Here is a 24,284-nt window from a genome sequence, read left to right on the forward strand (position 1 = left end):
CCCACCGACGAGGGTGTCTCGCGGATCATTCCCATGATCCGCGAGACACCCCTCACGCCGAGTGCACTGTCATCGGCAGGCCGCCGCGCATGCGCAGCGACAGCATCGGCTCCGGCTCGAGGTGGTGTCCCGTAGCGGTCACCAGCCGCAACTCACGCGACAGCATCGCGATCACGAAGACCGCCTCCATCATCGCGAGGTTGCTACCGACGCAGACCCTCGGCCCGGCGCCGAATGGGATGTAGGCGTAGCGGGGCCGGCTGCGCGCCCGCGCCGGGTCGAAACGCTCGGGATCGAAACGCTGCGGGTCGTCCCACAGCGCCGGGTGCCGGTGCAGCGTGTACGGGCACACGAGCACGTCCGCACCCCCGGGCACGTGGAAGCCTCCGATCTCGTCCGCCGCCAGCGCCTGCCGCGGCAGCAACCATACCGGCGGATAGAGCCGCATCGCCTCCTCCACCACCATGGTGGTGTACGGCAGCCGGCGCAGGTCCGCATGCGTCGGAAGCTGGCTCCCGAGGGCCGCGACCGCCTCCTCACGCAGCCGCTCGCCGACCTGCGGATGCTGATCGATCATCGCCAGCGTCCAACTGAGCGTGCTCGCGGTAGTCTCGTGACCGGCGAGCAACAGCGTCACCAGTTCGTCGCGCAGCCGGGTGCGTACCACCCGCGGGTCGCTCTCCTGCCCGGCCGAGACGATCAGCCGGGACAGCACGTCATCGCGGCCGGCCGCGTCCTCGCGTCGCCCCGCCACCAGGTGGTCGACAACCATCTGCAGCTCGTTGCGGGCCCGGCGGAACCGCCGCTGGTGCGCCAGCGGTACCCACATGGGTACCGTGCTCAACGACGTCAGCTCGAACATCGCCTGGTTCTGCACCGCGTCGAACGCGGCACCCAGCCCGTCGAAGGGGGTCAGATCGGCGTCCAGCAGAGTACGGCCGAGAATGCCGAGCGTGAGGTCGGTCATTGCCGGCGCCATGTCGATGGCATCGCCGCCGATCTGCTTGCGCAGCCGGCGGACCAGCCGATCCGCCTCCTCGGCGACCGTGCCGGCCTGCCGGGCCAGGCGCTTGGCCTGGAACGAGGGCTGGACCACCCGGCGCTGCTTGTGCCAGAGCTTGCCCTCGCTGGTCAGCAGCCCGTCGCCCAGGGCACGCCTGGCGTGGGTCAGACCGATGCCCTTGCGGTAGTTACCGGCGTTGTCGGCCAACACGTGCCTCACGGTGTCGGGGTGGTTGAAGAAATGCAGGGTCTTGTGACCGACCGGGATGCGCACGGCGTCGCCGTAGCCGGCCGCGGCGGCCGTCATCATCCCCAGCCGGTCGCGAGACATGACCACGAGCTGCCGCAGCGCTGACCACCGTGGCGGACCCGGGGCCCGGGCGCCCGTCATGAGCACAGCTCCCCGTAGTGGAAGAGCAGTCCCGCGTCGTCGCCGTGCCGCTCCGCGGTGAGCACCCGGCCGACGAAGATGGTGTGGTCGCCGCCGTGGTACTGACGCCAGACCTCACACTCGAACCAGGCGAGCGCCCCGGAGATCATCGGCACGCCGGTGCGCTGCCCCGGCTCCCAGTCCACGTCGGCGAACTGCGCCGGACCGGTCGGGCGGTCGCCGTCGGCGAAATAGCGGGCCACCTTCTCGTGCCCGGCCGCCAGCACCGAGACACCGAAGACCGACGCCACCTCCAGCCGCGCGTGCATCACGGCCAGGCGGTCGACGCACACCAGCGCCAAGGGCGGATCCAAGGACACCGTGGTGAACGAGTTGGCGGTCATGCCGTGCGGGTTGCCGCCGCCGATGGTCACCACGGTGACCCCGGTGGCGAAGGCGCCGAACGCACGCCTGAGGTGCCGGCGCTCGTCGAGCAGGGTGGCCTGAACCGCATCGTCGTCGGAGGACGTCATCAGGCTCGCACCGCCGTGTACGGGGCCAAGGCCTCGACAAGCGCGTCCGGCACGCGGCTGGGTGCCGTACGGGTGTTGGGACCGCGCATACAGGCGATCCGCTGGGCGCCGCGGGCCACCAGGGTCTCGCTGCCGTCGTCCAGACGCACGTAGTCGAACCCGAACTCGATCTGGGTCTGTGCCAGGTCCACCAACCGCATCCGGATGGAGAGCTCGTCGAAGAGCGCCAGCTCGGCGAAGAACTCACAGTCGACCCGCAGGGTGAACAGCTTGAGGTCGTCCTGCAGGTCGGCCAGGATCTCCGGGGCCCGGTCCTTGAGGAACATCTCCCGGCAGCGGCCCTGCCAGCGTAGATAGTTGACGTAGTAGACGTTGCCGACAAGGTTGGTCTCCTCGAAACCCACCACGTGCCGGTACTCGAAGTGACGGTTCATCCTGCTCGACGTCCTTCCGACAAGATCCCGAAGACGGTCTGGTCCGGCCCGCCGCGCAGGGCGGCGACAAACGTGGCGATCTGCAGCCGGCCCGAGGCGAACACCAGCCATCCCGGCTGATGCGCCGGCAGCACCGTCAGCGGCGCCGTCGGCGGCTGCCCGGCCTTCTGCAGGCACTCCAGCGCCACCCAGATCCGGGTGCCGGTGACATCGAGGCCCGGCCCGTCAGCGAGCTGGGCCAGCAGGGCGGCGTTCGTGCCGAGCAATCCCCGCCATTCGGTCAGCGACCGTTCAGTGACCGTTTCGATGTCGGCGCCTACGGCGCCGGTGCCGAGCACGCAGAGGGTGACCCCGGCACCGTGCGCCATGGAGACCGTGCCACCGTCGATCTCGGGGCGCCCGTCCGTGCGGTGCCGCACGGGCGTCACCTGCCCGGTGAGCCGGGAAAGTGCCCGGGCTGAGCGGGATCGCCTCGTCTCGACGTACGACAGCGGCCGCTGCGGGTCGGCCACCTCGTCCGGCTCCACGGCCACCTGCGCGCTGCCACCGGTGAGCTGCCCGCCGACGCGTTCCAGATAGGTGCCGAGCAGGGGTGCTGCCCACCGGCCGGAGCCGTCGTTCTTGCGCACGGCCCGCAGTGTGAGTCCTTCCCACCGCTCGACGACCTGACCGTCGGCGTCGCGGACCGCGATGTCATAGACGTAGGTGTCGCCGTCCTGCAGCCGCTCGCTCGCGCAATAGCGCAACTCACCGGTGCCCGAAATCGCCGCTCCGCCCGGATACACCCGCTCGATGCCCGAGGGCAGCAGCGTGGCGTGCGGGACGCAGACCTGGTTGCCGTGCATCAGCGCGTCCCGTACCCCAGGGTCGCCGAGCAGCAGCCGGTCGGGCAGGTAGCCGGCGAACCAGCCTGCCGGACCCAGCTGCACGGTCGCGTCCACCTCGCGGGCGGCGGCCCGGTGGTAACGACGCAACCGCTGGAACCGCCCGCCCTGGAACAGGATGTCGCCGTACAGCTCGGTCTGCGGGTCCAGCGGCACCTCCGGGAGCTGTTCCACGGCCTGCTCGGGCGGGCCCTGCGGGACCTTCTCGGCGACGAAGCACAGCCGGGCCCGGAAGTGGTCGGCGGCGTACGCGGTCTCCTCGCTGCGGATGACGACCTCGACGGTGTTGGTATCGGTGACCACCGCGGCGATGCGGATTCGCGTTGAACCGTCCGGCGCCACCGCGATCGGGCGCAGGAACTCCGCGTCCTCGATGACCGGGGCCTGGTGCTGACCGGTGACCGCGGCAGCCACCTGGGCCATGGCCTCCATGCCCATGACCGCCGGGAACAGCAGGCTGCCGTCGAGCAGGTGGTCGCCGAGATACGGGTCGGTGCCGACACTGAGCTCGGTCTCGGTCACCAGTTCCACGCCGGGGTAACTGACCAGCGGTTGCTGCACGAAGCGCAGCATCGGCAGCTCGGGCCGAGCATATCGAATTGTGTCGATGCCTGAGGTGCGCCCGCTGATCACCACCACCGGCGGCGCGTCGGCGTCGCCGAGCAGCCGGCGCAGCACGTCGACGCCCTGGGCCGGGGTGATCGGGGTGATGCCCTCCCGGGTCAGGTTCTCGATGACCGACAGCCGCTCACCCATACCGACGCCCGACCACACCGACCACTCCAGGCACAGGCTGCGGCACCCGGGGTGACGTTCGCCGAACTCGCGGGTGAGCCCCGCCATCCAGTCGTTGGCGACGGCGTAGTGTGCCTCGCCGCGCAGCCCGGAGCGGCCGATGATGCTGCCCAGGCTGACCAGCAGTCGCAGCTGCTGCGGGTCGAGCACGTCGAGCACGTTGCGCAGACCGTCGACCTTCGGGGCGAAGGTGCGGCGCAGTTCGTCGGTGCGCAGGCTCGGCAGCCCGGCCGGCTCGTTGCGGCCGGCGCCGTGCAGCACTGCGGTGATCGGGCCCAGCTGAGCGCTGAGCTCTGCCACCGCGCCGGCGAGCCGTGCCCGGTCGGTGACGTCGGCCCGCGCGTAGCGCACTGTCGCGCCGTGGCGGGCCATCCGCTCCAGGTTGGCGGCCAGCTCCGGATCATGATCAGGGTCCGAGCGGCCGAGCACCGCGATCTTCGCGCCGGTGTCCACGGCGATGGCCAGAGCGCACTCGGCGGTGATGCCTTTGCCGCCACCGGTGACCAGGAGAACGTCGGTGGGCTCGAGTGGCGTGGCCGCTCGCGACGCGCGATACGGCATGGCTCGCAGCGTCGGCACCCGGCGCACGCCGTCTGCGTCGTAGACTGCCTCGACGAAGTCCCGGGTGGCGCGCACCTCGTTCACCACGCGCGTGACCGCGTCAGCAGTCGGCGGGGTGTGCACGATCGTGACGCGCGTCCCAGGGCTCTCCAGGCGCAGTGTTTTCGCCAGCCCGGCCGCGCCGCGGCCGTGTTCGACGAGCACGAAGCGCTCCCCCGCGCCCCCGGTCATGGCCTCCTGAGCTCCGCGCAGCGCGAACTCCAGATGCTCCTCCTCGCACTCGGCCGGCAGGCAGACGAGCACGCCCGCGCCGATGCCGGCGTTCTCCAGCCGGTGTCGCAGCTCCTCGGCGAACGGGTGGCCGGGATCGCTGTAGAGCCGCCACCGGCCACTGACGCCGCTCTCGTCGCCGCTGCCGGCCAGCAGGCGCGGATCCAGATCGACCGTCCAGGCCCGGGCCCAGCTGCTCGCGCCCGCCACGGTGTCCGTGACGTCGAGGGTGCCTGCCGCCGCGGCGGCCCGCAGCCCGTCGAGGGTGTCGGCGAGTTCACGCACCGAAGCGGTGGCGAAGTTCAGCGGCGTACTGGCGGGCGGGATGCCGAGCCGGGCCGCCACCTCGTTGACGATCGAGCCCACCGTGATCGAGCTCAGATGCAGCTCGTCCAGCAGCATGCTGTCCTCGCGGACCATCTCCACGGGTAGCTCGGCGCGGGCCGCCGCGAGTCGCCGCAGCAGGTCGGCGGTCGACTCGACGACCTGTGCGTCGTCCGCCGCCACCGAATCAGCCGCCGTGTCCGCCGGGCCCGGGCCGGCGGTCGTGCCCACCGGCGCCGACCAGGCGCCCTGGCCGACACCACCGAGCACGTCCACCCTGGGGGCGCTCTCGCAGGGGTTGCCGAGCACGTCGAGCTCCTGGTCGACCTGCACCGCGCGGACCAGCCGGTCGTCGAAGAGCACGTCGGGCAGGCCGGCGGCCCCGCGTACGAACGCGGCGGCGACCACCCGCAGCAGGCTGCGCAGCGACTCGTCATCGGTGTCCAGTGACACCGCGGGTACACCCGTCGCGGCCTCGGCCAGCCGGGAGAGGACCTGGCCGGGGCCGACTTCGACGAACATGTCGACGTCGGCGGCGGCCGCAGTCACGGCCTGGTGGAAGAGCACCGGCTGGGTGATCTGGCGACGGAGCAGATCACCCAGGTCGGTACCGGCCTGAAGGTCGGTGCCGGTGACCGTGGAGATCACCCGCCGGTCGAGGTGACCGAACGTGATGTCGGCCAGTGCCGCGGCGAACTGGCCGGCGGCCGGGGCCATCAGCGGCGAATGGAAGGCGTCCGAGACCGCGAGCGGTACGGCGCGCAGCATGGCATGAGTGGCGCGACGGCAGACCTCCTGCACGGCGTCCTCCGGCCCTGCGACGACGGTTTGCGCGGGACCGTTGTAGCCGCTGATGACCGCGGGTAGTTCCGCGATCAGTGACTCCACCACCTCCGGTGGGGCCGCGATGCCGGCCATCGTGCCGGACGCGGCGTGCCGGCTCATCACCTGGCCACGCCGGGTGGCGACGCGCAGCAGCGTGTCGTCGTCCATCGCGCCGGCCCAGCGGAGTGCGGTGAGCTCGCCGAGGCTGTGACCGATCGCGACCGTGCCGGAGAGCCCCAGCAGATCCAGCGTGCGCAGTCCGGCCACCGAACCCGTGGTGATCCGCGGCTGGGCGACCTCGGTGGCGACCACGTCGCCGCGAGTGGGCAGCCGGGCAGCGGCGTAGACGTCGCGGACCTCGGTGAAGCGGCGGGCCAGGACACCGCCGCTGATGCCGGTGCCGGAACCCTGGCCGGGGAAGAGCAGCCCCAGCCGGCCCGGCCGGGTGACGTGACCGAGGAAGACGGGTCCGTCACCGCCGAGCAGGCTGTACTGTCCGGCGTCGAGCAGCTCGCAGATGCGGCGTAGCCGGGCTTCGGCGTCCTCCGGGGAGGTGACCACCGCTGCCGCCCGGAACGGCCGGTCGCCGGTCTGCCGGCGCAGCGCGTCGGCGAGGTCGCCGAGCTGGGCGAAGGAGACCCGTCCCACGGCGTCGGCAAGCCGGCTCACCTTGTCCCGTACGGCCGGCCAGCTGTCTCCGTCGAAGGCCAGCAGCTCGGCGTCCTGGATGGAGCCGGTCAGCGCCGTGGTCCGGGCGTCCAGACCTGCGCGCCGTGTGGGCTGTGCGTTCTCCACCACGACGTGGGTGTTGATGCCGCCGAACCCCATGGCGGTGATACCCGCGCGGACCGGTTGGTCGGCCGGCCAGGCCTCGGCGTGGCGCAGCACCCGCAGCACGGCGTCGTCCGCGGTCAGCAGCTCCAACGGGTCGGGACAGCCCACGGCCGGCGGGAGCACTTCGTGGTGCACCGCCAGCACCGCCTTGATGAATCCGGCAACCCCGGCCGCGGCCTTGGTGTGCCCGATCATCGCCTTGACGGAGCTGATCGCTGCCGGGCCGGTGTTCGGCTCGGCGGCGCGTCGTGCGTCCGCCAGCGCCGCCAGTTCGGTGGCGTCCCCAACCTTGGTGCCGGTGCCGTGCCCTTCGAACAGGGCGACCGTGTCGATCGAGAAGCCGGCGCGCTCGTAGGCGCGGCGCAGTGCCAACCGGTAGCCGTCGACCTCGGGCCGGGTGATGCCACCCTTGCCATCCGACGAGATGCCCCAGCCGGCGATCGTGGCGTACACGCGGTGCCCTGCGGCGCGGGCCTCGTCCTCGCGCATCAGCACGACCATGCCGCAGCCCTCGCCCGGCCAGAAGCCGCTGGACTTGCGGTCGTAAACGCGCATCTCCCCGGTGGCCAGCGCACCGGTCTTGGCGAAGCCCACCGTTTCCAGCGGATCGATGGACAGGTCCACACCGCCCGCGACCGCCACGTCGACGTCGTCGTCGGCCAGGGCGCGGCAGGCGGTGATGATGGACAGCAGCGACGACGAGCAGGCGCCGTCCACGCTGTATCCGCCGCCCTTGAGGTCGAAGTAGTTGCAGATCCGCCCGGCGATGGTGTTGGACAGCGCGCCGGCCAGTGAGTCCTCGTCGACCGGCGGGAACGGCGCCTTGAAATCGGCCTCCAGCCGGTCCAGGAACTCCGCGAGGCGATCCTCTTCCCACTTCTGTTCGGTCAGCGCGGCCGCCACGGTGCGCCGCACGTACGGCCAGCGCAGCCGCAGCTGCCCGGCGCGGGAGAACTCGCCGGTGAGGCTGTTGCCCACGATCACGGCGGTACGTTCGTGCGGCAGGCCGGCCGCCATCGGGAAGCCCGCGTCGGCGAATGCCGCCGCGGCCACCTCCAGCGCCAGCCAATGGGTGAGATCCGTGGCCCGGTAGGTGCTGCCGGCGACCTTGTACGCCACCCGGTCGAACGTCCAGCCCTCGAGCACGGCGGCGTTGCGGGCGTAGAACCGATCCGGAGCCGTGGGATCGGGCGACCAGTAGTCAGCGAGCCGCATGCGCTGGTCGGGTAGCCGCCGGAAAGCGCGGCGCCCGGCGAGGGCGTTCTCCCACAACTCCCTGGGCGACGTCGCGTCCGGATATCGGCAGGCCATGCCGACAACGGCGATCCTCGTCATATGTCCCCGAGCCTCCATATCGTTCTCGAGCTCGCAGCCGCGGTCGTGCGGAAGCGAGCAGCGCGGTTTCAGCGCACGCCGCCGAACTCGCGGCGGATCCGCCGTCGCCAGAGCTCGTACGCGGGCATCTCGTTGTCCTCATCGGTGGCCGGCCGGGTCATGTCGCAGATCGCGGCAGCCTCGACCGCCGACATTCCGCACAGCACCTGGGTGCCCAGGTCGTTGTGCGCGACGATCAGGCCCGCCCGGGCGCGCGCCGACGCGGCGAACGCGGAGCCCTGCGACAGGTGCGGCTGGTACTGCTCCGAGCGCCGCAACAGGTCGTGCAGTTCGCCGCGGTCGGCGCCGCCGGCATAGGTGGCCGCGAGCCCCACTCCGCTGTAGAGATCCGGCCGGCGTTCGGCGGGAAACGCCTCGATCAACCGGTGCACGTGTTCCACCGACGTTCCGCCCACGAACCACAGCGCGCGGCCGATGCCCTGGTCGATGCCGCGGTTCGCGTACGGGTGCGTATCACCCAGCGGATACGGGAAGTCTGTCTCGCGGTACTGCTCGTGCACGTATCGCTGGGTGCGGAAGTACGCCTGGTGGAAGCCGTAGCCGTCCATCACGAGCCAGTGCAGCAGCGGGTCGGGTGCGTACAGCGACGCCCACCGGAATCGGGGCAGGCGCGCCATGGCCCAGCCGACGCCGACGTACGCCATGTAGACGTGCCGGTCGCCGGCGCCGTCGAGCAGCTGCCGTACCAGGCCACCGCCGAAGGGCAACGCGTCGCGGACGGCGAATCCCATGGCGGCGCCCTCATAGGCGAAACCGCGGAACCGGGTCGCCACGGTGTCCAACCCGGGCTCCGCGTCGGCGGCCGTGCGGGCCTCGGCCGCTCGGGCGTACCCGCCGACGAAGCTGGCGCCGATCGTCTCCAGAAGGTCGCAGGCGGCCGGGTTCTTCACGTGGAAACCCCGCACCGCCATCTTGGTGTCGGACACGTTCGGCGTGAGCACCCGCCGCCGTACCTTCGCAATCAACCCCATCAGTAAGGCTCCTCGTCGTGTGATGTCGCCGTCGGAACGTGCAGACGCGTGCGGATCAGTCGCCGCCACACCTCGTAGGCCGGCACGTCGGGACCCTCCGCCGCCAGACCACCGACCGCTACGTCGTCGGCCAGCGCGGACGCCGCGTCGACGCTCAGCCCGGCCAGCGCACTCACGGCAGCGTGGGTGTGCTCGGGGACGGTGCCGGAAAAGGTCCGGGCACGGGCAGCGAAGACCGCGCCCTGCCCGGCGGCGGCCGCGTGCGACCCGGCGGCGTGCCGCATGGCCGTCAGCCCCGTGAGGTCGCTGCCCCCGGCGAAGGTCGCCGCCAGGCCGACGCCGCTCCACAGGTCCTCGCGACGGTCGCCGGGGAAACGAGCGACTGCGGCAGCGACCGCAGCCGGTGCCGCACCGTGGATGAACCACAGCGCACGGCCGATGCCCTGGTCGACCGCACGCAGGAAGTAGCCGGGTGCGCCTTCCCAGGGGTACGGCCGGGGCCGGTGCTGGGCGTCGACCCAGCGCGGCGTGTCGAAGTAGGCACGGTCGAAGCCGTAACCGTCGACGGCCAGCCAGCTCATCGTCGGGTAGTACGGGGTCCCGCCGAGATCGGGCAGCACACCGCGCCACAGCACCCGCGGCAGCCGGGCCATGGCGAAGCCGATCCCGATGTAGTTGAGGAACGTGTGCGGCACACCGGGCCCCGTCAGCAGCGCCTGCGCGCGGCGGCCACGTCCGCCGGCCATCGCGTCGCGGACCGTCAGGGCCATGGTGGCGCCCTCGTAGCCGAAGCCGCGCACCCCGGCCTCCAGCAGGTCGAGCCGGCGCTCCAGTTCGTGCTGGCCGCGGGTCTCGATCCCCCACTCGAAGCCGCACACGACGGCCTGCGGAATCCGTTCGAGGGCGGTCACCGTGGGAGAGGGCGCCACCGGGAACTTCCTCGCGGCGAAACCGACTGCCTCGAATGCGGGCGTCAGCGCCAGCCTGCGTAAGGATCCGACAACCGTGGGCATCGACCAACCTCACCGAGTAGGGCATCACCACGGGTCCGCGGCCGTTTCATCGTGTGGCAACCCGGTCGGCGAATCTTCTCCATCCGTGCGTAGTGCAGCCCCGGCGCACTGTGAGAGAGGACGCCGAATCGGCGTCCTGGGCACGCTGACGCCATGACCGACAAGACGACTGTGTTCGACGATCTGGCCGCCGACAGCGCAGAGCTGACCAGCCTGATGGCGGATCTGACACCCGCGGGCTGGGCCGAGCCCACCCCGGCGCCGGGCTGGACGATCCGCCACCAGGTGGCCCATCTGTGCGCGGTCTTCCGCATGGCGGCCACCGCAGCCGCGAGCCCGCAGGCCTTCCGCGACTCGATGGCGCACCTCGGACCGGACTTCAATGCCAACGTGAGCGCCGCACTGCAGCGTTTCCTCGACGAGCCCGACGCCCTGCTCAACCGCTGGCGGGTGGAGTCGGCGGCGGCCGTGCAGGCACTCGCGGCCGTACCCGCGGACAGCGTCGTACCGTGGCTGGTCCGCCCACTGCCGGCCCGCGTCCTGGCCGCCGCCGGGATGATGGAGATCTTCGCCCACGGCCAGGACATCGCCGACGCGCTCGGCGTCACCCGCCGGCACACCGACCGGTTGCGGCACATCGCCGAGTTCGCCGCGCTCACCTGGGACTTCGGCTATCACGCGCGGGGTCTGCTGGTGCCGGCGGCCGGCCCACGCTTCGAACTGCTGGCGCCCTCCGGCGACCGCTGGGTCATCGGCGCCGACGACGCCGAGACGATCACCGGCGAGGCCGTCGACCTGTGCCTGCTGGTGACTCGCCGCCGACACCGCGACGACCTGGGACTGTTCGCGTCCGGCCCGCTCGCGGAGCACTGGCTCAGCGTGGCCCAGGCCTATCGCGGCCCGGCCGGCGAGGGCCGCCGCCCCGGCCAGTTCGCCGCGGCCGCCGGCCGCTGACCTACCCGTTTCCGGAGGAAGGAGACCTGCCATGGACGACGACCGACCGGTCGACTCGGTACCGACACAGACCCTGGAGGCGTTCGCCGACACCATCATCCCCGGTGCACAGCGGTTCCCCGGTGACCGCGCGATCAGCGGGGTCACCGCGGAGGACGGCGCGGTGGCTGCCGGCGCGCTGGCTGTCCTCGCCGATCCTGCGCTGGGCCTGGCCGATGCGCTCAACGGGATGGCCGGCCTGCTCAACATGCACGCCGGGGACTACGCCCGCAAGCATGACGTGCGCCTCGACCCGACGGTCCCGGCATTCGTCGCGCTGTCGTTCGACGAGCGCACCGCCCTGGTGCAGGACCTGACCGATCCCGGGCACCCTGAGCGCGAGGTGTGGTTCGGCGCGGCCCTGTTCTGCACGATGGCCTTCGACAGCGCACCGCACCTGTCCACGACCGACGCCCTCGCGCAGGGCCATCCCGGCCTTTCGCTGATCGGGTTCGCGGCCCCCGAGCCCGACGGGCTCTGGCGGTTCCCGCGGTTCTCCTACGAGCGGGCGCTGGCCGACCCGCACCCCGACACCACCTCCACCGGGAGCCCGGCATGACTGCCACGCAGAAGTTCGACGTCGTCGTGGTCGGCAGCGGCTTCGGCGGCGCCATCACCGCCTACCACCTGGCCGCCGGGGGTGCCAGCGTGCTGGTGCTCGAGCGCGGGCCCTGGCTGACCGCAGACGATTTCGACCACGACTTCAAGCTCGGCTCGTCCTACACCCGCATCTTCGACTTCACCGTGGGCGACGGCATGAGTGTGCTCGCGGGTAACTGCGTGGGCGGCGGCAGCGTCGTGTATTTCGCCACGATGCCGCGCGCTCCCGGTTTCGTGTTCGAGCGTCACGGCAGCATCGGGCGCCGGATGTGGCCCGCCGCGATCGACCGGACGGCAATGGATCCCTGGTACGACCGGGTCAGTGAGGCGCTGCCGGTGACCGCGCAGGACTGGCGCGACGTGCCGTACGCCGGCGGGCTGTTCGCTGCGGCCTGCGCGCACGCCGGGCGTACCGCCAACCCGGTGCCCTCGGCCATCGACAAACCCAAGTGCACCAACTGCAACTGGATGATGGCCGGCTGCAAGTTCGACGCCAAGCGCTCGCTGCTGCTGAACTACCTGCCGGCCGCGGTCGCCAACGGGGCCGAGATCCGGCCGCTGCATGAGGTGCAGCGGCTGAGCCGGACCGGTGACGGCGGCTACCGGGTGCACTACAACCTCGTCGACGACACCGACTACCGGCTCAGCAGCCCGGGCGGCACGATCGAGGCGAAACTCGTCGTGCTGGCCGCCGGCGCCGGGGCAACTCCGGTGATCCTGCAGCGCTCGGAGGCTGAGCTCGGCCCGATGCCGCACGCGGTCGGCCGCTACTTCTCCGGCAACGGCGAGCGGCTCAACACCGCCGTCATCAACGATGAACGGGCGCGGGAGGTGCTCGGCCTCGACCGCGGCGACGGGCTCGCGTACCGCGCACACCAGCTCGGCAAGGGTCCGTGCGTCGCCTCCTGGGACAAGCTCGACCCGGCGCTGCCCGAGTACAGCCGCTTCTCCCTGGAACAGCTGTATTTCCCGCCGGGTCTGGGCACGATCCTGGCCCAGGCGCCCGGAGCGAGCGGACCGACGTGGTTCGGCCGCGAGAAGAAGGACATGCTGCGCGAGTGGCAGTCCTGGCTGACGGTCTTCGCGATGACCGAGGACGACAACGAGGGTGTGTTCGGCCCGCCGCCCGCAACCGGCAACGCCGAACGTATCGCCCAGCAGATGCTGGGCCGTGGCGCACTGAGCTACCAGCCGACCGAGAACACCCGGCGCGGCTGGGCGCTGTCCGACGCCGACGTGAAGGAGATCCTCGAACGCGACGGCATCGCCCGGGTCGCGCCGTGGTCGAACGACCTCGTGGGCGCGTACACGGTGCACCCGCTCTCGTCGTGCCGTATCGGCGACGATCCGCAGACATCCGCCCTCGACGACCGGCACGAGCTGCGGGGGCACCCAGGCATCTTCGTCACCGACGGTTCGGCGGTGCCGGGCGCGCTGACCGTGAACCCGGCGTTGACCATCGCCGCGCTGGCCGAGCGAGCCGTCCCCGGCCTGGTGCGCGCGGCGCAGCAGCGCGGTGTGAAGGTGACCTACGGCGCGCCGTCGCCGAGCGCGGCACCCACCGTGGCGGTGGCGAGCCGTGGCTGAGCGGGGCACCACCACGGCCATGGGTCTGCTGGCCGGGGCGTCGCGGTACGTGACAATGACCCACATCAGGCACGTGCAGGCGACGAAGCCCCAGGGTGCCGGTGGCGTCGTGGGCCACGTCTACCGGCGTGTGGAACAGGACTTCGGCATGCTGGCCCCGCCGATAGCGCTGCACTCGCCCGCGCCGGATCTGATCGCCGCCAGTTGGCTGGTCCTGCGGGAATCGCTGCTGGTCACCGGGGCGCTGCCGCGGGCCGCTCGGGAGGCGATCGCCGCCGGGGTGTCGCTGCGCAACCGGTGCCCGTACTGCGTCGACGTGCACGGCAGCGCGTTGCAGGGCCTGCTGTCGGGTCCCGACGCCCGTGCGGTCGCCGAAGGCCGGCTGCGCGAGGTGGCCGACGGCGAGTTGCGGTCCGTGGCGGGCTGGGCGCACGAGGGCGGGCCGCACGCCGCGCCGGCGGGGTGGACTCCGTTGCAGCTGGCCGAGGGCAACGCCGTCGCGGTGGCCTTCGAATACCTCAACCGCATGGTCAACGTCTTCCTGCAGCCGTCGCCGTTGCCGGCCGGATCCGGCCGGGCCGGACGCTGGGTCGGCGCCCGGGTGATGGGCCGGCTGGCACGCCGGGCCGGCCCACCCGGTGCCGACCTGGACCTGCTGGCGCCCGCCCTGCTGCCGGCGGACATGAGCTGGCTGCGCGAGCGCGCTTCCCTGGCGGAGGCGTACGCCCGTGCCACGGCCGCGTTCGAGCGTGCCGGGGAGCACGCGGTGCCACCGGACGTACGAGACATGGTCATCGAGCGGCTGACGGCGTGGGCCGGGCGGGCCCGGCCACTGACCGGCGCCGAATGCGACGACGCCGTCGATGAGCTGCGGCCCTGGGACCGTGCAGCCGGGCGTCTCGCGCTGACAGCCGCCGTGTCCTCGTACCGGGTCTCCGACGCCATGGTGGCCGACTTCCGCCGCGGGGAACGCCGCGACAGGGAGTTGGTGGAGCTGGTCGGCTGGTCGGCCTTCGCCGCCGCGCGGCAGGCCGGCGTGTGGCGGGCCGGGCACAGCAGCCCCGCCGGAGACCCAGCGCGTTGCCCGGCGGTGCCACAGGAGCCCGCCGGATGACGGCGGGTTTTCCGGCACCGATGGACTCGCACACGATGCTGCGGTTCCTGGTCGGCCTGGTGGTGCTGCTGCTCACCGCGCGGCTGCTCGGCGCCCTGGCCCGGCGGCTGGGTATGCCGGCCGTGGTCGGTGAGCTGATGGCCGGGGTGCTGCTCGGCCCGTCGTTGTTGGCCGAGTTCCTGCCGGGGGTGGCCCATGCGCTGTTGCCGGGTGACGCCGCCACGATGCACGTCATCGACGGCGTCGCCCAGCTCGGCGTGCTGCTCCTGGTCGGCGTCACGGGTAGCCACCTGCAGGCCGACACGATGCGCCGGTACCGCCGCACGGCGCTGTCGGTCAGTCTGTGGGGGTTGGCCATCCCCATGTCTCTCGGGGTGGGGTTGGGTTTGCTGCTGCCCACCCCCGTGGGCAGCGAAGGCGGCACCGACCGGTGGATCTACGCGCTGTTCCTGGGCGTCGCCATGGGGGTCACCGCCCTGCCGGTGATCGCCAAGACGCTCGCCGACATGGACCTGCTGCACCGGCGGATCGGGCAGGTGATCTTGACCGCGGGCACCGTCGACGACACCGTCTGCTGGCTGCTGCTGTCCATCCTGGCGGCGGCCGCGACAGGGGCGGTCACGTTCGGCGGGATGACGTTCGCGGTGCTCGCTCCGATCGGGTTCGCGGCCGCTGCAGCAACGCTCGGGCGGGTGCTGGTGAGGCTGATCATGCGGCGCGCGGCGGCGGCCGACGGCGCCGGGGCGAGCGTGGCTGCAGCAGTGCTGGTGATGTTGAGCGGCGCCACGATCGCCCACGCCCTGCGCCTGGAACCGATCTTCGGCGCTTTCGTGGCCGGACTGCTGGTCGGTGCGCCCGGCGCCGCCGACCACACCAAGCTGGCTGCGCTGCGCACGATGGTGATGGCGGTGCTGGCCCCGATCTTCCTCGCCACGGCCGGGCTGCGGATGGACCTCACCGCGCTGGCCGAGCCGAAGGTCGCGCTGGCCGGAGCAGTGGTGCTCACCGTGGCGATCGGTGGCAAGTTCGCCGGGGCCTACGTCGGCGCGCGATTCGGCGGCCTCGGTGGCCGCGAGGGCCTGGCTCTGGGCGCGGGCATGAACGCGCGTGGCGTTGTCGAGGTGGTGGTCGCGAGCACCGGGCTGCGCCTGGGGGTGCTCGACGTCGCGACGTACACCACGATCGTGCTGTTGGCCATTGTGACGTCGCTGATGGCGGCACCGCTGCTACGGCTGGCCATGCGGGGGATCCCGGAGACCGTGACCGAGCACGAGTCACGGATCGGCGACGACGCCAGGCCGCGATCGCCGGCAACGGTGGCCTGAGCCGTCACACGACAGCAACGGGGCCCCCGAATCATTCTCGGAGGCCCCGTTCCTATCGCTTCACAGCAGATGCACGTCGGGCACGTAGAGGATCCAGCGACCACCGCGGTCGCGGAACTCGCGCTCCCGTTCGATGATCTCCTCGGCGTGGTTCCAGGCGAACAGCAGCGCGTAGTCCGGATACGGGTCGGTGAAACGCGCCGCCGACTCCACCGGGATGTGCGCGCCGGGAGTGAGCCGGCCCTGCTTCTCCGGAGTGGTGTCGTAGATGACCGGGACCAGGTCGGTACCGATCCCGCAGTAGTTGGTCACCGTCGCGCTCTTCGACGTCGCGCCGTACCCGGCGACCCGCATGCCGGCCGAGCGAAGCTCGGTGAGCAGCGCGACGAGGTCCTTGCCGATGACGTCGAGCCGGGCACCGAAACCGGCGAACGTGGCCGGGTCTCCCAGCCCCAGCGCGCGTTCCTCGCCGATCAGCTGATCCACCCGGGCGGTGCGCGGCCGCGCGCCGGCGCGCGCGACGGTGTACCTCATGGACCCGCCGTGTACGCCCAGCCGTTGCGCGTCGATCAGCTCGAAGCCGAACACCGCGGCCACCTCGCTGACGGAGCGCACCGCGAGCAGGTACACGTGTTCGTCGTAGATCTGGTCGAAGGTGGTGTGGGCGATGATGTCGGCGAGATAGCGGTCCTCGAAGACGAAGACACCATCTGCAGTGAGCAACGCGTCGACACCGCCGAACACGGACCCGAGGTCGGCGATGTGGCTGATGGTGTTCGCCGAGAAGATGACCTTCGCGGGCCCGTCGGTACGACGGATCTCCGCGGCGCTGCGCTCGTTGAAGTAGTCGATCCGGATGCGGACCCCGCCCTGGGCCGCGGTGTCGCCGGCACCGACACACGGGTCCACCCCGAGGTGGCGTACGCCGGCATCACTCAGCGTCCGCAGCATGATCCCGTCGTTGCTGCCCACCTCGACCACCAGGTCGTCCGGGCCGGTCAGCTCGGTGGTGTGCAGCGTCCGCGCGACATCGGCGAAATGCCGGCGCAGCCGGGCCGAGGTCGACGAGCGGTACGGGTAGTCCGGCCTGAACATCCGCTCGTGCGCGACCACGTCCAGCTGCTGCACCAGCGTGCAGCGCGTACAGATGCCCACCTCCAGGCGGAAGAACGCCTCATCGGCGATCTGCTCGGGCAGCAGGAAGGCGTTCGACACCGGCTGGCGCCCGAGATCCAGGCAGCGGCGCACGGGCCCGCCGCACACCCGGCAGGCCGTCGGCTCGCCGGACACGTCGTTGTCGTTCAATTCGATCCACACTCCCCAATGCGCCTTCGGAACGGAGCACGGCGACGCCGCCTTGCCATCGTCGGGTCGCCGGGCTGTCCGCAGCGCATCCGAGGTTGCTCTACCACGGCGGTGTGCGTGGCGGGCGCAGACGACAGGGCACTGGCGAAGGTGCCCGGCCGTGTCGCGGAAACGAGAATTCACGTGGGCCACCGGCCCGCCGCCGCGGCAACGGCAGCGGGCCGGTCGACGCCGCGGCGCGGACCCGCCCGGCCTGTGCGCGGTCGTCGACGGCCTACCCACGACTGAAGGAGATCGCCATGCCGCGCCGGCTCGGACCCACCTACCGCGAGACCGGGCGATGACGGCCGCCACCCGTCCGCTGACCGGCGCGGAGTACATCGAGAGCCTGCGCGACGGCCGCGAGGTCTATCTCTACGGCGACCGCGTGCGTGATGTCACCGCCCATCCCGCGTTCTACAACCCGATCCGGATGACGGCCCGGCTGTACGACTCGCTGCACGACCCGCTGCAGCGCGACCTGCTGACGGCGCCTCTCGACGGCGGCGGCGCCGGCTGGACGCACCGTTTCTTCACCACGCCGCACAACGCCGCAGACCTGGTGGCCGACCAGGTCGCCATTCGGCAGTGGGCCCGGATGAGCTACGGCTGGCTGGGCCGCAGCCCGGACTACAAGGCGTCGTTTCTGGGCACGCTGGGTGCGAACGCCGATTTCTACGCCCCGTTCGAGGCGAACGCCCGCGCCTGGTACCGCCGTGCGCAGGAGAAGGTCCTCTACTGGAGCCACGCCATCGTGCATCCGCCGGTGGATCGCTCACGGCGCATCGACGAGGTCGGCGACGTCTTCGTGCACGTGGAGAAAGAGACGGACGCCGGGCTGGTGGTCAGCGGCGCCAAGGTTGTCGCCACCGGCGCGCCGCTGTCGCATGCCACGTTCCTGGCCCACTACGGGCTGCCGGTGGCCAAGCGGGAATTCGCGCTGGTGGCCACCGTGCCGCTCGACGCGTCCGGCGTGAAGATGATCTGCCGCCCGTCGTACGGTGCCTCGGCGGCGATGACCGGCAGCCCGTTCGACTATCCGCTCTCGTCACGCTTCGACGAGAACGACACCGTCTTCGTGCTCGACAAGGTGCTGATCCCCTGGGAGAACGTCTTCATCTACGGCGATGTGGCCAAGGTCCAGTCGTTCGCGGGCAACTCGGGGTTCACCGAGCGGTTCACGTTCCACGGCTGCACCCGGCTGACGGTCAAGCTGGAGTTCCTGGCCGGGCTGCTGGCCAAAGCCCTGGAGATCAACGGTACGGCGGACTTCCGCGGTGTACAGGCGCGTCTGGGCGAGGTGTTGGCCTGGCGCGACATGTTCGCTGCGCTGTCGGACGCGGCGGCACGCAATCCGACCCCGTGGCACAACGGTGCGGTGCTGCCGAACCCGTTGTACGGCATGGCATATCGGTGGTTCATGCAGACCGGTTATCCGCGGGTCCGCGAGATCGTGCTGCAGGACGTCGCCAGCGGACTCATCTACACCACCTCGAGCGCCGATGACTTCCGCAACAACGACACGCGGCCGTACCTCGACAAGTACCTGCGGGGTTCACAGGGCGCGGACGCCCAGCAGCGGGTCAAGGTGATGAAACTGCTGTGGGACGCGGTCGGATCCGAGTTCGGCGGCCGGCACGAGCTGTACGAGCGCAACTACGCCGGCAACCACGAGAACACCAGGGTGGAGGTGCTGGCCGCGGGCCTGGCCGGCGGTCGGGTGCAGCAGTACAAGTCGTTCGTCGACGACTGCCTCGGTGAGTACGACCTGGACGGGTGGACCGTGCCGGACCTGTCGGACTTCGCGAAGCTCCGGCGGCGCGGCTACGACCTTCTCAACGACTGACCGCGAACACGACAACGCCGGCGCCGGATCATCCGGCGCCGGCGTTCTGTCGTCCGGTAGGGGGCGATTCAGCGGCGCCGGCGGGCCTCCGCGGTCAGGGTCTCGAGGACCGGCACGACATCGGCCGGGCCGGGCAGGGCCTGCCACACGTCGTGCACCGCCTGCGCTCCCCGCTTGAAGGCCGGGTCCTGCAGCACGTGGGCGATGGTCTCGCGCAGTTCGGAGACGGTGTTCGCGTGGTGGTTGAGCCGTACCCCAGCGCCCCGGGAGATGACGTAGTTGGAGATGGGGGTCGCCTCCAGCTTTTTGGCCGGCATCACCCAGCGGATCGTCTCCTTGGGGGCCTCCTCGGGGTCGCGTACCCCGTACTCCACGCCGGAGCGGTAGACGCCGATGTCGTCCTGGGTGCCGTCCTCGGCGGCGTCGGGCTCCTCGAAGCGCAGCATGATGCTCTCGAGGGTGTCGCAGACCAGCTGGGGCAGGTTCGCCGCGATGGACGCCTGGAAGGTGCCGAGGCCGCCGTGGTGGATGACGGCCGAGCAGGTCGGCAGGATCAGGTTCAGCGGCAGGTATTCCACCAGGCGCACGTTGGCCGGTGGTTCCGCGCCGTCGAGCTGGACGTCGTTGAGGGTGGCCACCACCTCCACGTCGAGCTCTGCGAGCGCCTCGAGCAGCATCGGCGTCCGGTCGAAGTCACCGCGGATGAACCGACGGTACGACTCGCCGAGCGTCAGGCAGATGCGCGGGCGGGTGGGTGGTTCGAGCAGCCATTGCGGGACCGTGGCCGCACCGTTGTACGGCACGTATCGCAACGGCACCTTCTTGGTGGTGGTGGGCAGGCTCAGACCCGGCGGAGCGGTGTCCAGGGTCCATTGCCCGACCAGCAGCTCCTGGTCCAGTTCGACGCCGAAGCGGTCAGCGAGGGGGCGTACCACGGTGGCGAGGGGGTTTTCGTCGAGGCCGGCGTCGCGCAGCTCGTCGGCATGCCCGGCGAGCCGGTCCAGGCTCCAGCCGACCGGATCCCAGGCGAAGACCAGCCGGGCGGAGGCGGCTCCGCAGGCCCGTGCGGCGATCGCGCCGGCGGCCTGGGTCAGGTCCCAGACGACCAGGTCGGGCTTCCAGTCCTGAGCGAATTTGACGAGCTCCTGCGCCTCGGGGCGATCGACGCGCAGGTAGTCCGAGATCGGGGTCAGCAGGTATTGGTAGAACAGGTACCAGTACTCGCGTTCCTCGGCGTTGAGACCCATGATGTCGGCGTAGCGCTGGGCATCGACCGGGCCGTTGGGCTCCAGCGGGTCGTCGGCGACGCGCGCCGCCCAGGCGGCGTCACCGAGCTGCACCGGTGTCAGGCCGGTCTCGGCGATGCGGTCGGTGAAGCCGCCGAACGAGGCCAGCCGGACCTCGTGTCCGGCGTTCTGCAGGGCCCAGGCCATGGGCACCATCGGGTAGAGGTGGGCGATCGACGGGTCGACAGCGAACAGGACTCGCATGAGCACTTCCTCGCGGCTGGCAGGGATGGAGACGGTTAGCGGCGCACACCGACGACGAGCGGGCGGCCGGCGAGGCCGGTGGGCAGGAAGTCCATGCCACAGCCGGCCGCGGCGAGCGCGGTCGCGTAGTCGGCGTGCCCGAAGGCGTACAGGGTCCGCGTGTCGCTGATGTGCCGGACGCCGTCGTGGTCGGCGATCAGCGCATGGCGCTGCACGACGTGCCCGCCGTCGCGCGGTGCGCCCTGGTAGACCGCCGACACGGTCCGACCGTGCTCGTCACGTCCGGTCCGGGCATCCGTGGACCTGCGGGTCGCGTGATCGGGCAGCCAGAACGGCTCGATCAGGAGCAGACCGCCGGGGTTGAGGTGCCGGGCGAGCACCGTCACCGCGGAAACCAGACCTGACAGCGGCAGTGTGGCCAGCGCCGTGCCCAGCGCCGTGGCCACGTCGAAACGGCGCGGCAGGTCCAGGTCCTCGACTGCGGTTTCGTGGATCGCCGCCGAGGGCAGCGCCCGGTGTGCGGCCGCGCCGACGGCGGCTGCGGTGGTGACGACTTCGACATGCTCGAAGCGGCGCCCGAGCTGGGTCAGGTACGTGCCGGCGGCCTCGGAGGCCTCCAGCAACGACGTGGCCGCCGGCCGGCGGGCCGCGACGAGGCGGAACACGGCCGCCACCTCCGCCTCGGGGCTGGGCCCGCCGCGGTCGGTGAGTGGGTGGGGGAACTCGGTCAGGGTTGCCTCTGCGGGCATCGCCACCTCCAGGCATGGGGCTCCCGGCCGGTGCGTACGCGCACCGGCCGGGAAACTGGGTGAATGAGCACTCTCATGGTCCTGCCGGGCGCCGCCGGGAGCACCTTCGCCGGTGCGGCGCCGCGGCGCCTACAGGCGTTCCGGACTGTCAAGCAGCCGGGCCAGGGTGCGGTTGTAGCCGGTTACCAGGTCGTCGATGGACTGCTGGCGGAACTGGCCGCGGCCGTACCCGATGCTGCCGAACGTGCGGCCCTGGGCGTCGAATTCGATCGCCCACAGCGCCCCGTCGGGAATCTGCGAGCCACGCGCCTGCGACAGCAGGCGCCGGCGCATGGCCCGGTAGCCGATGTCCCCGACCCGCTCCCCCACCGCTATGTACGGGGACTGGACGAGCTGGAAGACGCACGACGCGTGCCACTCCTCGGCGGCGGCGCGCATCAGGTCGGGTGCTTCGCCGAGGATGTCGAGGAACGGCAGCTCGTGGGTGTACGCCGCCAGGCACTGCGCTCGGACCCGGGCGACGACGGCCGCGAAGTCCCGGCAGCCGCCGAGGTCGACCCGTAACGGCAGCATGTTGAAGAACGACCCGACCATCTCCGCCGTCCACGCCGGTCGACGCCCCGCCGCGAACGTCGGCACGACCACGTCGTCGGTGCCGGTGTTCTCTCGCAGGTGCAGCAGGTAGGCGGCCAGCAGCACCATGAAGGGGGAGCTGCGCTGCGCGGCAGCGTACGCGCGGACGGCGGCCTGCACACCCGCACCGCTCTCGTAGCGGTACCAGGCGGTGGTGCCGGGGGTCTGCAGGCTACGTGGCAGGTCCATCCGCAGCGGGGTGACCTGCGCCCCGGCGAGGTTGTCGCGCCAGAATCGGCGCGCCCGGGCCACCTGTGGCTCGTCGACCGACTGCTGCTGCCAGCGCACGTAGTGGCGGTACTGGCGCACGACGGGCAGCTCAGGTTCGCTGCCGGCTCCGCGGGCGGCGTAGCACGCGGCGAGATCGCGGACGACGACCTGGATGGACCATCCGTCGACCGCGGTGTGGTGAGCCGCCAGCACGAGCACCGCGTCGTCGCCGTCGAAGCGGGCCAGCACGGCACGCAGCACGGGCACCCTGTCCGGCTGCAGTTCCTGAGCCTCGATCTCGTTGAGTAGTTCCTCGGCGCGCCGGTCCCGGCCCCGCGGCGATCCGCCGGTCAGGCTCAGCACGGTCAGGTCCGGTGCCGCCACGTCCTGGGTGAGCTGCCCGGCGCCGGCCGTGTCGCGCACGATCGTCGTCCGCAACGCCTCGTGCCTGTTGATCACGTCGCCGAGCGCGGCGCGCAGCCGGCCGTCGTCGACGGCGCCGGTGAGCCGCCATCCACCGACGATGGTGTAGCGCGGACCGAACGGGCCGAAGCCGTCGCCCTTGTCCACCAGGTGCAGGAAGCGCTGTTGGCTGGACAGTGCGAAGCCACCCGCGGTGGCCAGGCCGGTGGCCGCGTCCGGACCGCTCCACAACGTCGGCCCGGTCACGTCGCGGCACCGCCGGCCGGCCACGACCAGTGCATGCCGTCCGGGGAGGGCACCAGCCCGCCGTCGCGCACCGGTATCTGCTCGTCGGTGTTGCCGCCGGTCACGGCCTGCGTCTGCACGCGCACGCCCTCGCGGAGCACTCCGCGCATCATCGATGTGCGCAGCAGGTCTCGGTCCTCACCCGCGATTTCGACCGCCGTGTCCACGACCGCGGCCAGATCCCTCGCGTCGGCGTCACGCCGGCGCGGCGTCGCGGCGCTGGCGATGAGCGCGTTCTCGCTAGACGCGACTCCGCCCACCAGCTCGACGAAGGACTCCTGGGCGCTGGCGGTGCGGTTGTCGCTGACCTTCTTCGCTTTCCAGAAGTAGGAGTCCTCGTCCTCGTGAGTGTCGTAGAACGCGACGAGGAAGTCGTGGAAGAGCCGGTATTCGCGGCGGTATCGCGTTTCGAACTCGGTGAGACATTGCTGTTCGTCCACATCGCCGGCCAGGCAGGTGTTGATGGTGCGGGCGGCCAGCAGGGCGCTGAGCGTGGCCAGATGTACGCCGGAGGAGAAGACGGGGTCGATGAAGCAGGCGGCGTCGCCCACGAGCATCATGCCCGGCCGGGTGAACTCGTCCTTGAGGTATGACCAGTCCTTGCGGATGCGGATCTCGCCGTAGGGTCCCGTCGTGACCCGCTTGGCGTCGGCGAGGAACTCGGCGATGAGCGGGCATTCGGCGATCAGTTCGGCCAGGGCGGCCTCGCGGTCGCCCTGGGCCCGCTCCAGCGCGTCACTGTGCAGGACGACACCGACGCTGGTGAGCGTGTCGGTGAGCGGGATGTACCAGAACCAGCCGGACTTGAACGCAGCGGCGAGGATGTTGCCCTGGTTCGGCGCGGGCAGCCGGCGCCCGCCCTCGAAGTAGGCGAACAGTGCCAGGTTGCGGAAGTAGTCCGAGTAGTGGCGTGGCCCGCCGACCCGGCGGTGGATCCTGCTCTTGTGGCCGGAGGCGTCGACGACCCAACGGGCGCGAATCTCCTGTGCGGCACCGTCGGGACCGGTGGCGCGCACACCGATGACACGGCCCTCGTGCTCGACGACGTCGAGCACGGAGACCTGCTCGCGTACCTCGACGCCCTTGCGCCGGGCGTTGTCGAGCAAGATCTGGTCGAACTTCATCCGCTCGACCTGATACGCGGTCGCGGCGTCGCCGGACATCCGCGAGGAGATGCCGAAAGCGAACGTCCAGGGCTGCTCGTTGCGACCCCACCGGAAGGTGCCGCCCCGCTTGACCATGAAGGCGGCCGCCTTGAGCTCGTCGGTGACGCCGAGCAGCCGGCAGATGCCGTGCACCGTGGACGGCAGCAGGGACTCGCCGATCTGGTAGCGAGGGAAGGTCTCCTTCTCCAGCAGCAGCACCCGGTGGCCCTGCATGGCCACCAGGGTCGCCACGGTCGAGCCACTGGGCCCGCCACCGACCACCACGAGGTCGTAGTCGTCTCGCGCGGTGTCACTCATCATCGGTTCCT

At 71.3% G+C, this 24,284-nt stretch carries 17 protein-coding genes; 6 read left to right on the forward strand and 11 right to left on the reverse strand.

Annotated features, from left to right (window positions below; translation table 11 throughout):
* Nucleotides 1-52 precede the first annotated feature (52 nt).
* The 6 genes from Aau02nite_RS30200 to Aau02nite_RS30225 form a co-directional block, all read right to left on the reverse strand.
* Nucleotides 53-1,393, reverse strand: coding sequence for a cytochrome P450 (locus tag Aau02nite_RS30200; RefSeq protein WP_212991992.1), 1,341 nt, complete (start codon nt 1,391-1,393; stop codon nt 53-55).
* On the reverse strand, nt 1,390-1,905 hold the full coding sequence (locus Aau02nite_RS30205; protein ID WP_212991993.1) for a flavin reductase family protein: 516 nt from the start codon (nt 1,903-1,905) through the stop codon (nt 1,390-1,392). Before Aau02nite_RS30205 ends, Aau02nite_RS30200 begins: the two co-directional genes overlap by 4 nt.
* Nucleotides 1,905-2,339, reverse strand: a complete 435-nt coding sequence (locus Aau02nite_RS30210) for an acyl-CoA thioesterase (protein WP_212991994.1) — start codon at nt 2,337-2,339, stop codon at nt 1,905-1,907. Before Aau02nite_RS30210 ends, Aau02nite_RS30205 begins: the two co-directional genes overlap by 1 nt.
* Complete coding sequence (locus tag Aau02nite_RS30215; protein ID WP_212991995.1) at nt 2,336-8,167, reverse strand: polyketide synthase family protein; 5,832 nt, start codon at nt 8,165-8,167, stop codon at nt 2,336-2,338. Before Aau02nite_RS30215 ends, Aau02nite_RS30210 begins: the two co-directional genes overlap by 4 nt.
* 68 nt (nt 8,168-8,235) lie before the next feature.
* A complete protein-coding gene (locus Aau02nite_RS30220; protein ID WP_212991996.1) occupies nt 8,236-9,198 on the reverse strand; it encodes a DUF1702 family protein in 963 nt (320 codons plus the stop codon).
* Nucleotides 9,198-10,211, reverse strand: a complete 1,014-nt coding sequence (locus tag Aau02nite_RS30225) for a DUF1702 family protein (protein WP_212991997.1) — start codon at nt 10,209-10,211, stop codon at nt 9,198-9,200. Before Aau02nite_RS30225 ends, Aau02nite_RS30220 begins: the two co-directional genes overlap by 1 nt.
* 153 nt (nt 10,212-10,364) lie before the next feature.
* On the opposite strand from Aau02nite_RS30225, the gene Aau02nite_RS30230 reads away from it, so the two are divergent.
* The 5 genes from Aau02nite_RS30230 to Aau02nite_RS30250 are packed head-to-tail and all read left to right on the forward strand — an operon-like array spanning nt 10,365 to nt 15,830.
* Complete coding sequence (locus Aau02nite_RS30230) at nt 10,365-11,165, forward strand: TIGR03084 family metal-binding protein (RefSeq protein WP_212991998.1); 801 nt, start codon at nt 10,365-10,367, stop codon at nt 11,163-11,165.
* Nucleotides 11,166-11,196: 31 nt separating this feature from the next.
* Complete coding sequence (locus Aau02nite_RS30235) at nt 11,197-11,763, forward strand: DUF5987 family protein (RefSeq protein ID WP_212991999.1); 567 nt, start codon at nt 11,197-11,199, stop codon at nt 11,761-11,763.
* Nucleotides 11,760-13,391, forward strand: coding sequence for an FAD-dependent oxidoreductase (locus Aau02nite_RS30240; protein ID WP_212992000.1), 1,632 nt, complete (start codon nt 11,760-11,762; stop codon nt 13,389-13,391). The genes Aau02nite_RS30235 and Aau02nite_RS30240 overlap by 4 nt, the downstream gene beginning before the upstream one ends.
* Nucleotides 13,384-14,505 (forward strand): carboxymuconolactone decarboxylase family protein, encoded by a 1,122-nt coding sequence (locus Aau02nite_RS30245; RefSeq protein ID WP_212992001.1) that lies wholly within the window; start codon nt 13,384-13,386, stop codon nt 14,503-14,505. Before Aau02nite_RS30240 ends, Aau02nite_RS30245 begins: the two co-directional genes overlap by 8 nt.
* A complete protein-coding gene (locus Aau02nite_RS30250; RefSeq protein WP_212992002.1) occupies nt 14,502-15,830 on the forward strand; it encodes a cation:proton antiporter in 1,329 nt (442 codons plus the stop codon). Before Aau02nite_RS30245 ends, Aau02nite_RS30250 begins: the two co-directional genes overlap by 4 nt.
* A gap of 60 nt (nt 15,831-15,890) precedes the next feature.
* On the opposite strand, the gene Aau02nite_RS30255 is transcribed toward Aau02nite_RS30250, so the two are convergent.
* The gene (locus tag Aau02nite_RS30255) at nt 15,891-17,147 is read right to left on the reverse strand and encodes a class I SAM-dependent methyltransferase (protein WP_246595557.1); all 1,257 of its coding nucleotides are present in this window, start codon (nt 17,145-17,147) and stop codon (nt 15,891-15,893) included.
* Nucleotides 17,148-17,475: 328 nt separating this feature from the next.
* On the opposite strand from Aau02nite_RS30255, the gene Aau02nite_RS30260 reads away from it, so the two are divergent.
* Nucleotides 17,476-19,020 carry a 4-hydroxyphenylacetate 3-hydroxylase family protein gene (locus tag Aau02nite_RS30260; RefSeq protein WP_212992004.1) on the forward strand — a complete coding sequence of 515 codons (1,545 nt, stop codon included), beginning with the start codon at nt 17,476-17,478 and terminating at the stop codon, nt 19,018-19,020.
* A 68-nt stretch (nt 19,021-19,088) separates the two neighbouring features.
* On the opposite strand, the gene Aau02nite_RS30265 is transcribed toward Aau02nite_RS30260, so the two are convergent.
* The 4 genes from Aau02nite_RS30265 to Aau02nite_RS30280 all read right to left on the reverse strand — a co-directional run bounded on the left by Aau02nite_RS30265 (nt 19,089) and on the right by Aau02nite_RS30280 (nt 24,273).
* Nucleotides 19,089-20,510 carry a nucleotide disphospho-sugar-binding domain-containing protein gene (locus Aau02nite_RS30265; protein ID WP_212992005.1) on the reverse strand — a complete coding sequence of 474 codons (1,422 nt, stop codon included), beginning with the start codon at nt 20,508-20,510 and terminating at the stop codon, nt 19,089-19,091.
* Between the two features lie 35 nt (nt 20,511-20,545).
* A complete protein-coding gene (locus Aau02nite_RS30270; protein ID WP_212992006.1) occupies nt 20,546-21,259 on the reverse strand; it encodes a hypothetical protein in 714 nt (237 codons plus the stop codon).
* Between the two features lie 129 nt (nt 21,260-21,388).
* Nucleotides 21,389-22,771, reverse strand: a complete 1,383-nt coding sequence (locus Aau02nite_RS30275) for a condensation domain-containing protein (RefSeq protein ID WP_212992007.1) — start codon at nt 22,769-22,771, stop codon at nt 21,389-21,391.
* A complete protein-coding gene (locus Aau02nite_RS30280) occupies nt 22,768-24,273 on the reverse strand; it encodes a tryptophan 7-halogenase (RefSeq protein WP_246595558.1) in 1,506 nt (501 codons plus the stop codon). Before Aau02nite_RS30280 ends, Aau02nite_RS30275 begins: the two co-directional genes overlap by 4 nt.
* Nucleotides 24,274-24,284 lie beyond the last annotated feature (11 nt).

It is taken from the genome of Actinoplanes auranticolor (genome assembly GCF_018332655.1).
Lineage (GTDB): Bacteria > Actinomycetota > Actinomycetes > Mycobacteriales > Micromonosporaceae > Actinoplanes > Actinoplanes auranticolor.